The 12779-nt window shown below is 68.2% G+C and carries 12 protein-coding genes; 11 read left to right on the top strand and 1 reads right to left on the bottom strand.

The genetic code is table 11. From position 1 onward, the window contains the following. A partial coding sequence (locus EB084_09800; protein NDD28543.1) for a U32 family peptidase occupies positions 1-1419 on the top strand: 1419 nt, incomplete at its 5' end. A gap of 22 nt (positions 1420-1441) precedes the next feature. On the opposite strand, the gene EB084_09795 is transcribed toward EB084_09800, so the two are convergent. Further along, complete coding sequence (locus EB084_09795) at positions 1442-2548, bottom strand: dipeptide epimerase (protein ID NDD28542.1); 1107 nt, start codon at positions 2546-2548, stop codon at positions 1442-1444. Positions 2549-2788: 240 nt separating this feature from the next. Between EB084_09795 and EB084_09790 the strand changes: the two genes are divergently transcribed. From EB084_09790 to EB084_09745, 10 genes are all read left to right on the top strand, one after another. Then, a complete protein-coding gene (locus EB084_09790; GenBank protein ID NDD28541.1) occupies positions 2789-3031 on the top strand; it encodes a hypothetical protein in 243 nt (80 codons plus the stop codon). 49 nt (positions 3032-3080) lie between these two features. Beyond that, positions 3081-3839 (top strand): SAM-dependent methyltransferase, encoded by a 759-nt coding sequence (locus EB084_09785; protein ID NDD28540.1) that lies wholly within the window; start codon positions 3081-3083, stop codon positions 3837-3839. Between the two features lie 51 nt (positions 3840-3890). Further along, the gene (locus EB084_09780) at positions 3891-4583 is read left to right on the top strand and encodes a pyrimidine 5'-nucleotidase (GenBank protein NDD28539.1); all 693 of its coding nucleotides are present in this window, start codon (positions 3891-3893) and stop codon (positions 4581-4583) included. 75 nt (positions 4584-4658) lie between these two features. After that, positions 4659-6236 carry an ATPase gene (locus EB084_09775; GenBank protein NDD28538.1) on the top strand — a complete coding sequence of 526 codons (1578 nt, stop codon included), beginning with the start codon at positions 4659-4661 and terminating at the stop codon, positions 6234-6236. Next, a complete protein-coding gene (locus EB084_09770; protein NDD28537.1) occupies positions 6224-7288 on the top strand; it encodes a hypothetical protein in 1065 nt (354 codons plus the stop codon). Before EB084_09775 ends, EB084_09770 begins: the two co-directional genes overlap by 13 nt. Further along, positions 7281-9113 carry a VWA domain-containing protein gene (locus tag EB084_09765; GenBank protein ID NDD28536.1) on the top strand — a complete coding sequence of 611 codons (1833 nt, stop codon included), beginning with the start codon at positions 7281-7283 and terminating at the stop codon, positions 9111-9113. Before EB084_09770 ends, EB084_09765 begins: the two co-directional genes overlap by 8 nt. A 31-nt stretch (positions 9114-9144) precedes the next feature. After that, positions 9145-9783 carry a hypothetical protein gene (locus EB084_09760; protein ID NDD28535.1) on the top strand — a complete coding sequence of 213 codons (639 nt, stop codon included), beginning with the start codon at positions 9145-9147 and terminating at the stop codon, positions 9781-9783. A gap of 4 nt (positions 9784-9787) precedes the next feature. After that, positions 9788-11167, top strand: coding sequence for a capsule biosynthesis protein CapK (locus EB084_09755; GenBank protein ID NDD28534.1), 1380 nt, complete (start codon positions 9788-9790; stop codon positions 11165-11167). A 20-nt stretch (positions 11168-11187) separates the two neighbouring features. Beyond that, entirely contained in the window at positions 11188-11769 is a 582-nt protein-coding gene (locus EB084_09750; GenBank protein NDD28533.1) for a nicotinamide riboside transporter PnuC, read from the top strand. Between the two features lie 31 nt (positions 11770-11800). After that, a partial coding sequence (locus tag EB084_09745) for a transcriptional regulator (protein ID NDD28532.1) occupies positions 11801-12779 on the top strand: 979 nt, incomplete at its 3' end.

Genomic DNA, 12779 nt, shown 5'->3' with positions numbered 1-12779 from the left:
GCCCTGAAGGCGCCTGAGCCCGAAGGGCGGATCGTCGTTGATGTGCGGGTGCAGGGACGCGCGGGCGAACCGCTCGAGGTGACGGCCACCGTGCACCTCCCGTGGCACGACCCGGCACGAGCCGCGCAAGGGGCGCCGCCCGACGCGACGAGCGCCGTGCGCGCCGACGCGACCTCTGCGGGCGCGACGCCAGACGAGAGCACAGCCAGAGGCAAGGACGGCAAGGCGAGGGCTGCCCTCGCTCTCGAGACCATCTCGGTGCGAAGCGCGAGCGCGCTGCAGGCGTCACGCAACGAAGGCGTGGCAGAGCCCCTGCTGCGCGACAAACTCTGCGCCTTCGGCGGCACACCCCTTCGACTGGGGACCCTCGACGCGAGCGCCCTCGACGCGGGCCTGTTCCTGCCCATCGGCGAGCTGAAGGGCTTGAGAAGAGAGATCGTCTCGGCACTCACCGCCGTGCTCGACGCGGGACCGCGGCGTCTCATCGACCCGCGCCCGCAGGTCGCTGATCTGCGCACGGAACGGCTCTCCGCGATGCCCATCGAGGTGCGGCGCGCAGACCGCGCAACGACACGTCTGGTGCCCCTGTGCCGCACCGAAGCGCAGCTTGAAGCGGCCATCGACAGCGGACTCGACGAGGTCACCCTCGACTGGATGGAGATGGTCGGACTGGCCAAGGCCGTCACCCGTGCGCGCGAGGCCGGCCTTGCCGTGGGTATCGCCACCGTGCGCGTTCAGAAGCCGGGCGAGGAGAGCTACGACCGCCGCATCGAGAGGCTCGCCCCCGATGCGGTGCTGGTGCGGCACTGGGCCGGCGTGATGCACTTCGCTGAACAGGTGCGCCGTCCGCAAGTGCACGGCGACTTCTCGCTCAACGTCACCAACTCCATCACCGCCGCCCACCTGCTCTCACTCGGGCTCGACACGGTCACGGCCTCACACGATCTCGACGAGACGCAGCTGATGTCGATGCTCGAGCACGTGCCGGCGTCTCGCGTTGCGGTGACGGTGCACCACCACATCCCCACCTTCCACACCGAGCACTGCGTCTACTCGAACACCCTGAGCGAGGGGCGCGACCATCGAACCTGCGGACGCCCCTGCGAGAAGCACGAGGTCACCCTGCGCGACCGCGTCGGGCTCGAGCACCCGGTCATCGTCGACGTGGGATGTCGCAACACGGTGTTCAACGCACTGGCGCAGAGCGCGGCCTCACTGGTTCCGGTGCTGACGGCCCGGGGGGTGGGGGTGCTGCGCGTCGAGTTCGTGCGCGAGAACAGAGACGAGGCGCGCCGGGTTCTCGATGCCTACCGCAGTCTCATACGCGGAGAGATCACAGCGCCCGAGGTGGTGCGATGCGTCGGCGTGCACGAGCAGTTCGGCGTGACACGAGGAACCACACAGACACGGGAGCGCTGAGAAGAGGCGCCTCCCCGCCCCGCTACGAGGCGAGCGTGCCCTGGGGACGGCCGCGCGGCCAGCACCCGATGCCGGCCGTGATGTGGTCGAGGCGGTACCGCCCGCCCTCGCGCACCCATCCCCCGTCGAACGGATCCTCGGCGAGCAGCAGCGGCGTATCGAGATCGACGAACTCGAATCCGCCATTCCCCGCGGCAAAGTGGGCGGAGCAGCACATGGCGAGCTTGGTCTCGATCATCCCGCCGATCATCAGCCCCAGGTGTCCCGTGCGACAGACGGCCACGATGTCGATGGCCTCGACGATGCCGCTCTTCATGAGCTTGACGTTCACCACGTGGGCGCTGCGCGTTGCCGCAACCTGCAGCGCGTCGGCCGCGCTGGCCACGGTCTCGTCTGCCGCCACGGGTACCCGGCACTGCTCGGTGACGAACTTCAGCCCGAAGAGGTCATCGCGCGCGACAGGCTGCTCGAAGAGGCGCACGCGCACGTTGTGGTTGCGCAGCCGACGCACGAGCTCGACCGCCTCAGAAGCCGTGTAGCCCTGATTGGCGTCGAGGGTGAGCGCGCACGTGGGGGCCCCCTGGGCGACAGCCAGCGCGCGCGCCACATCGTCGTCGAGGCCGCTTCCCACCTTGAGCTTGATCACGCGAACGCCCTGTGCGGCGATGGCCGCCGCGAGCTCACGCGCATGCGCGGCCGTGACGATGGGAATGCTGATATCGGTCTCGACCTCGGCCTTCACGCCTCCGAAGAAGGTATAGAGCGGCACTCCCATGGTCTTGGTGAGCGCATCGAGAAAGGCCATCTCGATGGCCGCGCGCGCGGCGCACTGCGCGCCGAAGATGCCCGCCATGAACGTCGAGAGGCTGCGCCACTCGGACACGTCGCGCCCGACGAGCAGCGGCCCCAGGGTCTGCGCCACCGCGAGAACGGTCGCCTGGTTCTCGCCGTTGATGGGTTCGAGTGGCGCCGCCTCGCCATACCCGATGACGCCATTCTCGAGCGTCACCGTGATGAGCACGTTGCGCACCTGGTCCAGGCGTCCGATGGCGATGACAAACGGCTCGATGAGGGGCACATCGAGGGGCTCGGCCTCGACTGACCGGATACGGGTTGACGACGATCGCATCTGCATACGGTCGTGTTCTTGACCGAACCCCGAGTTCCTCGTCTCCGATCTGTGCTCGAGGTGACCTCCGGCCCGGGTGATCCGACCAGAATACGTCTTCCGACCTAGTGCATACGACCAGGTTGTGTGCTATGCTGGTGGCCGTTCGCCGGTGCCGGCACCCAGTGCATGGCCGCGCCGGCCTCAGTGTGGCCCAGAGGGCACCCCGCGCTGAGACGCGATGAGGAAATCTGCGGCCGTGTGGCCGAGAGGGTGGGACAGGACATGTTCAAAGCGCAGCTCCGTCATTTCGTGGCACTCGCACCCAGTGGGTTCATCCCGTTCGAGGGGCGACGAAAGCTCGGGTCGCCACTGGTCGTCGAGCTCGAGTACCGACACACCGACGGGCGAACCCACATCCTCGAGATGAACCAGCTCACGAGCGTGGTCTACGACAGCCGCACGGTGGAGCACGCCAAAGCCCCGCAGCTGGCGCGCGTCTGAGCCCTGTCGGCGCGCGACGGCGCCGGACGGGCGCCTCGCCAGACTCTCCATGACCGACAACGTCGACATCGAGACCCTCGATCACCTGGCTGGCAGCTGGCGCATCCACCAGCTCAAAGGGGGGCACCGGTTCTCCGCCGATGACGTGCTCACCGCCTGGACAGCGGCGCGAGCGAGGCCCGGTTCGCGCCGTCTGCTCGACCTGGGATGCGGCATCGGATCGGTGGGCCTGCTCACCCTGTGGCGCATGGCTCCCGAGGCCACCCTCATAGGCGTTGAGGCGCAAGAGATCAGCGCGTCGCTCGCGCGCAAGACGGTGATTCACAACGACCTCGCACATCGGGTCGACATCCGCCTGGGCGATCTCCGCGACGCGCACGTGCTCGCGGGAGAGGCCCGCTTCGAGCTGATCACGGGCAGCCCCCCCTACTTCCCGGCGTCGAAGGCCACCCTGTCCCCGCATCCGCAGCGCGCCGCCGCGAGGGTCGAGCTGCGGGGAGATGTGTTCGACTACTGCGAGGCCGCTGCTCGGAACCTGAGACCTGACGGCGTGTTCTGCCTCTGCCACGCCGGCACCGACCCGCGCCCCGAGCAGGCCATCGCCCGCGCAGGCCTGACCCTGCGCGAGCGCCGCGACGTGGTGGCACGCCACGGTCATCCCCCGCTCATCTCGCTCTTCGTCTGTGGGTTCGGCGGCGAGCGTCGAGATGCCGAGCCCTTCATCATCCGAGAAGAGACAGGCCGCTGGACCGACGCCTACATCGACATGCGCCGAGAGATGGGCACCGAAGTCTGGAACGTTCGCTGAGCGACCTCGACAGAGGGAAGGCTCGCCATCCACGCGAAGTCTCGCCGCCTCATGCAGCACATCGAGCACTACATCTTCGACCTCGACGACACCCTCTATCCGGCCACCAACGGAATGTTCGCCCAGATCTCAGAGCGCATCACCCGTCGCGTCGCCGAGACCCTCCAGCTTCCCCCCGACGAGGCCCGAGCCGTGCAGAAGCAGTACTGGAAGCAGTACGGCACCTCGCTGCGCGGACTCATCGTGAACCATGATGTTGACGCCGAGGCGTTTCTGGCCGACGTGCACGACGTGCCCGTCGAAGCCTTCCTGACCCGAGACGAAGCGCTGCGATCGATGCTGCTGCGGCTGCCTGGGCGTCGACACGTGTTCACCAACAGCCCACGTGAATACGCCTGCCGCGTGCTCGCCGCGCTGGGCGTCGACGATCTCTTCGAGAACGTGTTCGACATCCGGCACTCCGACCTGCGTCCCAAGCCCGACCCGCACGCCTACGCGCGACTGCTCGACGCCATCGGCGCCCCCGCCAGCACCTGCCTGTTCGTCGACGATGCGCCACGCAACCTGCCCCCTGCCCGCGATCGCGGCATGCTCACCGTGTGGCTGCGCTCCCCGCACTCGATGGCCGGCGGATCGCCCGGGCTGAGCGTGGCGTCGGCCGACGACGCACCTGCCCATCTGACCATCGACACCCTTGCACAGCTCGAAGGTGCGCTGAGCCGGCACGTCACACCCCGTCCCTGATCCCGTGCCTGCCGCAAGGCCCACAAGCGGCCTCGGCAGGCCTGTCGCAGGCCTGAACCGAACCTCTCCCGTGTGCTGAAGAACCTGTTCCAGAGAGTCTCCCAGGCCCCCACGCGCCCCCCGTCGGCCGCGGGCGGGCCCAAGACCTTCGACGTGGCCGACCTCTACCGCGGGCCCATCGACGCGGGCGAGCCGGTCGACACGGCAACGGGTCTCGATGAGAAGCTGCGTCAGGCCTACTTCTGGATCGTCAACCACGCCATCATCAGCCCCCACTACGACATCGAGTACAACACCACGCCTCCCCAGCGCTACCAGATCGGTGACAGCAAAGCCGTGGTCACGCTCCCCACGGGGCAGTCGTATTCGAGCTTCGTGCTGCTGCCGCTGCTCAACTTCGCAGTGCGCCGCCGCTGCCTGCTGGTGGGCGGACCGGGCCGCGGGAAGACGGCCAGCGCGGTGCTCATGGGACTGCTCGCCGGCTATCCCCTCGATGAGGTGCATCGCGCCATCCAGCACGGCCAGCCGCAGATGACCATCTCTGACCTGCTCGGCAACCCGCTTCCGGCAGACCTCATCGGTGCGCAGAGCATGAGCGACATCCGCATCTCGTGGCGCAAGTGGCTCGGCATGCGGGTCAAGATCATCGACGAGTACAACCGCATCCCCACCCGCACCCAATCCGCCCTGCTCACCGTGCTGGCCGACAACTACGCCGAGATCCTCGACCACACCTACGAATGTCCAGAGGCGGCCTGGTACCTCACCGCCAACGACGACGCCGGCGGGGGAACCTACGCGGTGATCGAGGCCCTGCGCGATCGCATCGACGTGACCGTGCATGCGCTCCACTTCAACTCGCGGTTCGTTCGCGACCTTCTGGTGCGCGTCGAGGAGGGGCTGCGTCCCGAGCAGGTGATGCCGCAGCGCCTCGTCTTCACCGTGGCCGAGATGGACGCCATGAAGAACGCCATCCGGCAGGTGACGCTCCCCGCGCCGCTGCGACGAAGGCTCGAGTTCTTCGCGAGCCAGTTCGAGCTGTGCGAGCTCGGCGGGGCCCAGATCGAGTACCGCACGAAAGACACCGTGAAGCTCGCCGGCGCTGACTTCGCCACCCTCTCGGCGCAGGAGACGGGCCGCGATCGCCTGCGCGATCTGGGCACCCAGACCCGCAACGGCGTCTCGGTGCGGGCCCTCATGAGCGCCCTCGAATTCGCCAAAGCCCTCGCCTGGTTTCGCGGAAACGCCAGCGTCGAGCTCGACGATCTGCGCAACGTGCTGCCCTTCGTGCTGCACGACAAGCTCGAGCCGAACCACGAGGCGCCGTTCTTCGACGCGCCCGGCAACGGCATCTATCGCGTTGACCGCGTCTCGTGGCTGCGCCTGCTCTTCGACAGCGCCTGCGCCGAGTACGACCGATTGCAGCTCGACACCGCCGATCCGGTGGCGGCCCTGCAGGAAGAGCTGGCGCAAGGCCTCGACGGGGTGAGCGAGAACGAGGCCCGGGCGCGCATCGTGCGCATCGAGCGCCTCATGGCCGAGCAGGCGCGCGGCGCCAAGCTCTATGGTCACGTCTATGACGACGTGCTGGCGCTCAAGTACATGCACCAGCGCTATACCAACTACCTGAGCTGGCTGCAGTGGTCGAGCTGACGGGCGAACCGCGGGTTCGGGGAGCCTTCGCGGCGGTGCTCGAAGAGCGGCGCGACCGCTTCAATGCAGCCTTCGCGCAGGCGCGCCACGACAACCCGCGCCTCGACGCCCATGCCTTCTCCGACCACCTCAGTCTGCGGGTGGCCCCCATCGTGAACGCGGTGGCAGAGGTCTTCCCCGAGCAGGTGATCGACACGGGAGCTGCGGTGTATGACCTGTCGCTCGAGATGCTGAGAGCCGACCTGCTGAACCGACCCGAGATCGCCCTCATCTTCACCGACCTGCTACCGAAGCTCGTACATCCCCTGGCGCGCGAACCGCGCCGCGTCGTGGCCGCGGTGGTGAACGCGGCCCTGCAGATCGGCACCCGGGGGGCCTCTCCCACGAAGCGCTGGATCAGCGCCGTGGGGGCAGCAGCCCAACTCGATCCCTCCCTCGACGACCTCCTCGGCTTCGGACAGGTGGCGGCCTGGCGCGCCGGGCTCGCGCACTACCGCGAGGGCGCACTGAAGGTGGCGCCATCGCTCGACCCCTCCCTGGTCGCGCTCGCCGTCGACGCATCGGCCGCAGATGCAGCGCAGTGTCTTGCGCGACTCCCCTCAGACAGCGCAGCGCGCACCGCCCACGTCGCACAGATGCTGGAACGCCTCACAGTCGATCGATGGCACGCGCCCGGATCCCCACAACAGCCGGAAGCACGCACCATGATTCGCGCGCGCATCGGCGCGTTTCGGGGGTTCGGAGGCGTGTTCCAGCGCCCCCCCACGGTGAGCACATCAGAGAACCGGCTCTTCGCCACAGATGGAAGCGACACGTGGCAGATCTCGGTCGACGCCTTCGGCAGCACGTTTCACCGGGTCGGCCCCATGCCTGCCTGGCCGGGCATGGGCGCCTTCACCCTCGACCGCGATGGCACGGTCTGGCGAGGGCGAGAGCGGCAGCGCATCGAGGTGCTGGCCGACGCACGCTCGTGGGCGAGCACCGACGACACCCTGGCCGTGACGCTGAGTTCGACCCATCACGTGTTCGTCATCGGACACACCCGTGGCTGACGCCGCCCTCGACGCGCTGGTGGAGGCCTGGCGAGCGCGGTGGCCAGAGGCCCTGGCGCTGTGGAGCCGCTACACCCAGCTCGGCGAGCCGCGCTGGTGTCGCAGCGGCGCCGAAGCCGCCCACGAGGGCCTCACCGAATCGTTCGCCATGATACGGCTGCGCGATCAGGCCATCGTGCTGAACATGCACCAGATCCGTCAGGCCTCACTCGAACGCTTCCCCCTCGAGATCATGGGGCACGAGATCGGTCATCACATGTACACCCCTGCCTCGGTGAACGAGGCGGCCCGCCTGCTGGCGCGCATGCGCCGAGCCCTGCCGAGCCGCGAGACGCACGCCCCCATGCTCGCCAACATGTTCGAGGACCTGCTCATCAACGATCGGCTGCAGCGCGCGCGAACCCTCGACCTCGCGGGGGTCTATGCGCAGCTCGAGAAGACCGCCTCACGTGAGCAGACCGCGAAGCCTTCTCCGCTCTGGACGCTCTACATGCGCATCTTCGAGATCTTGTGGAGCCTGCCGCGACAGAGCCTGGCACGAGCACTGTCGAGCCGCGACGCTGTGCTGGAGGGCGACGCGCAGCTGGGCGCCCGGATCGTGCGGGTGTACGCCCGCGACTGGCAGCTCGGCGGTGGGCGGTTCGCATCGCTCTGCTTCCCCTACCTCGAGGAGGAGAGCACGGGCCACGTGATGCGCGTGCTACGCGGATGGCTCGACGCGCTCACCCCCAACGCCGGCGGGGAAGCGCCCACCGGCCTGGTGGAGATCGACGACGATGAGATGGGCGCGGGACTTCACCCGAGTGCCGATCCGGCGCTGACCGGGGAAGACGGCGAAGCCGAAGACGACGAAGACGAACCCGGAAAGCGCCAAGGACGACGCCTCAGCGAGAAGACGCCTGGCCCCCCCGTGCCCAAGCCCTCGTCTCCAGGAGGTCAGGCGCGGCTGCCGTTCGAGTACGGATCCATCTTGCGCGCTCTTGGCATGCCCCTCGACGATCACGAGGCCGCGGTCCTGTACTATCGCGACCGCGCCCGCCCCCACCTCGTGCGATTTCCCACGGTGCGCCAGCCGGAGAGCGACGAGCCGGAGATGGAGGGGCTCGAGGCGTGGGACATCGGCTCGCCCCTCGAGGAGGTCGACTGGTTGCAGAGCGTGATGGCCAGCCCCCGTGTGATTCCCGGCTTCACGACGTACCGACGCGCGTGGGGGCGAATGGCGGGCGTCGAGCCCAAGCGCCAGCCCATCGACCTCGATCTCTACGTCGACTGCTCGGGCTCTATGCCCAACCCGCAGCAGCAGATCTCCTACCTGACCCTGGCGGGGGCCATCATGTGCCTCTCCGCGCTTCGAGCGGGCGCGCGGGTACAGGTCACGCTCTGGAGCGGACCCGGTCAGTTCGAGATGACCCAGGGCTTCATCACCGACGAGACGGCCCTGTTGCGCGTTCTCACGGGCTACATCTGTGGCGGTACGGCGTTTCCGCTCCACGTGCTGGTCGACACCTACGCAGACCGAGCGTCTCGTCTGCGGCACCGCAAGACCCACATCATGGTCATCTCAGACGAAGGCGTCGATACCATGCTGGCGAAAGACAACAGGGGCACCGATGGCGCCGACATCGCACGCATGGCCCTCGACCGCGCGGGCGGCGGTGGCACGCTGCTGCTGAACCTCTATCTCGACTGGCACAAGAGCCCGCCTCTCGTTCGCCTGCACGAGCTCGGATTCGATGTCACGCGCGTCAGCACGTGGGAAGATCTCGTAGGTTTTGCCCGCGAGTTCAGCCGAAAGAAGTACGGCAGCGAGGAGACGAACCCGTGACGACCGCACTGCCCTGCTCCCTCCCACCTGCATGAGCTGGACCCCCCCCGACTGGACCGTCACCGTGGAAGGCCCCTCCATAGAGGCGCTGCTGCGTCACATCGCCGAATGCCCGGCCGACTTCCTCGGGGAGCCGATGGACGTCGATGGCCGAGGCGAGGTGCACGTAGGGGCGGTCGTCTCCGATCTGCTGAGCGCCCTCGGTGGTCGCATGCTCACGCCGATGGAGAGCAACCGCTTCTGCCTGCAGCAGAGCAGCGACAAGAAGCAGCGCAACCGCCTGCGATGCGCCCTCGTCGCGGCCCACGCCCTGGCTTTCTTTCGGGGCCGATCCGCCCCAGGCTTCGACCCACGGGCCGCCGCCGAGAACGTCCGCGGATTCATGCTCGATGGGCTCGACGACTTCGCGCCGCACGTAAACGCGTCGCAGCTTGTAGCCGACGCCGATCGTCGCGAGGAGACGGCCCGCACGATGCTTCGCGCGCTGGGCCTTCGTCCCAGGGGCGAGACGGTGGCTGTGGCGCAGGATCGGCTCACAACGATGAGCAGCGCCGAGCGCCAGCGCGTGCTGCGCGAATCGCGGGCCGCCGACGAGCGCAACCGCAAGGTGCTCGAGGAGGCGCGTCGCAAGGCCGAGGCCGAGGCCGCCGCCACCTACTCCGGAGAGTGACCCCGTGAGACATCCGAGCCTCGACGACGACCGCACGAGACACCCCCTGCTCACCGACGCAGGGCGGGCGCAGCTCGACTTCATGCGCGAGCACCCGAACGCCCCGCTGTGGAACTACGCCTGCGGCGACCAGCTCGACGCCGCAGGGCTCGAGGCCGTGCGCGCATTCGGCCGTCGCGACGCCGCCCTCTGGGGCGAGGGCGAGCTGCCCGCATGGCTCATCGACTTCACCGAACGCGTGCTGCGAGACGTGCCGTTCTACCGCGCCTACGACGCCTCCCCCGTCACCTCGCTGCCTCGCTTTCGCGCGCTACCCCTCACGTCGCGCGATGACCTGAGACGCGAGGCCACGCGATTCGTCCCGGACGACCAGCCCCTTGCGCCCATGATGGTCTACGACACATCCGGAACCACAGGCACCTCGCTGCACGTCATGGCAGACGCGGTGACGTCAGCAAGCATCCTTCCGCTGATGCGACGCGCGCTCGCCGCGCACGGGGTGACCCTGACCGGCGGCGCGGGACGGGTCTCCATCGTGCTGGTGGGGGCCCAGACGGCCACCCTCACCTACGCCACCGTCTCGTCGGTTCTCGACGGCGCAGGCTTTGTGAAGCTCAACATCGAGTCGTCGCAGTGGCGATCGCCGGACGACGTGACGCGCTACCTCGACGCGCTGTGCCCGGAGATCTACACCGGCACCCCGCTGAGCTTCGAAGCCCTGGCCGCACTCGATCTGAAGACCCGCCCCAAGGCCCTGCTGTCGACGGCCATGACCCTGCTCCCCGGCACCCGTGCACGGCTCGAGGGGCACTTCGGCTGCCCCGTGCTCGATGTCTACTCGCTCACCGAGTGCCGCTACGTGGCCGTGGCAACATCCCGCGGGCACCGCCTTCTACGTCCGGATCTGTTCGTCGAGATCGTCGATGGCAACGGCGCAGCCTGCCCTCCAGGGGTGCGGGGAGAGATCGTGCTGAGCGGGGGGAACAACCCCTTCCTGCCGCTGCTTCGCTATCGCACCGGTGACCACGGCGTGCTTCGCTGCGCGCCCGACGGGGTCTACATCGATGGGCTCGAGGGTCGCCCTCCCGTGGTGTTCACCGCCAGCGACGGCCGTCCGGTGAACAACATCGACATCACCCACGCGCTGCGCGACATCGCCCTGTCACGATTCGCGCTTCACCAGGACGAGCAAGAAGGGCTTTCGTTCCGCTACACCGGAACAGTCGACGAAGCGGCCATCGCGCTCGCGCTGCGAAGCGCTCTCGGAGCCGACGCATCGATCACGATCACGCGCGACGAAGGTCTCGACGGCAAGTGGATACAGTACAGCCGCTCTGGTGGCGCTGGGTCACCGCGCACGATCGGGCTCGAGGGGGACGCGTGATCGAGACGCTGATCTCCCAGATCGCTGCCACGAGCGCGCTCGAGTGGGGCGCGGCGCTCACGGGGTTCGCCTGCGTATGGCTCACGGTGCGCGAGCACATGGCGTGCTGGCCCACGGGCCTGGTGAGCGCGGCGCTCTACGTGGTGGTCTTCTTCAAGAGCCGGCTGTACGCCGACATGGGGCTGCAGGGGGTGTTCATCGCTCTCCAGATATACGGCTGGCTTGCGTGGGCGCGCGGCGATGACGACCACGAACCGCTCGTGGTGTCACGCACCCCACCTCGAACCCGCCTGGCCCTGCTGGCGATGTTCGCAGCAGGCACGGCGCTGCTGGCCCACACGCTGTACCGCTACACCGATGCCAGCCTGCCGTGGGTCGACTCGACCCAGACGGTGATGAGCCTCATCGCGCAGTACCTGCTCTCGTTCAAGCGCATCGAGAACTGGATGCTCTGGATTGTGGTCGACGTGATCTCGATCTGGATGTACCAGTACAAGGCGCTCTACCTCACCGCCGTGCTCTACGCCGTCTTCCTCTGTCTCGCCGTGCAGGGTCTTCGACGCTGGCAGCGCGTGCTCGCCGCGGTCGAGGACACCCCGTGAGAGACGCATCCAGGCGAAGCGAAGGCTGTTCGTGATGCGTGGCATGGTGCTGGGGAAGTTCATGCCGCCCCACCGCGGGCACATTCACCTGATCCGTGAGGCCATGCGTCAGTGCGACGACCTCACCATCGTGGTGGGCACGCTGCGCGAGGAACCCATTCCCGGGTCGCTGCGCTGCGCCTGGATGCGGGCGCTCTTCCCCGAGGCGCGCGTCGTCCATCTCACAGACGAGAACCCGCAGCATCCGCACGAGCACCCGCGGTTCTGGGAAATCTGGCGCGCCTCGCTGCTGCGGGTGCTGCCACACCCCATCGAGGTGGTGTTCTCATCAGAGACCTACGGCGACCGGCTCGCCCTCGAGCTCGGCGCAGCCCGCCATGTATGCGTCGACCTCGACCGTTCGACCGTGCCCGTGAGCGCCACCCGGGTGCGGCGTGACCCCGACGGCGCCTGGGATCTCATCGCCTGGCCGGCACGGCCCTGGCACGTGCGGCGGGTGTGCGTGTACGGCCCGGAGTCGACGGGCAAGACCACTCTGACACGACAGCTGGCCGAGCACTACGACACGATCTGGGTGCCCGAGTACGCCCGCCCCTATCTCGACCGCGCGAACGCTGAACGGGTTCTTCCCACGCCGGAGAGCTTCGTCATCGCCGAAGACATCCCCGAGATCGCAAAAGGGCACGCCCGCACCGAAGACGCGGCCGCCACCCTGGCTCGACGTGTGGTGTTCATCGACACCGATCTCGTCACCACCACGCTCTACAGCGACTTCTACTTCGGCGCCTGCCCCGAGGCGGTTCGCCGGGAAGCCGATCGACGCACCTACGACCTCACCCTCCTGCTCGACGTCGACGTGCCGTGGGTCGCCGACCCCCTGCGGGACCAGCCGGACGACCGTGGAGGGTGGATGGCTCGCTTTCGTGGCGCCCTCGAGGCGAGACAGCGGCCGTACACTCTGGTAAGAGGCGGTTGGAAGGAACGGTTCGAGACCGCGTGTACCGCGGTCG

Source organism: Pseudomonadota bacterium (assembly GCA_010028905.1).
In the GTDB taxonomy this organism is placed as follows: domain Bacteria; phylum Vulcanimicrobiota; class Xenobia; order RGZZ01; family RGZZ01; genus RGZZ01.
This window is presented reverse-complemented; position numbering and strand designations above follow the sequence as displayed.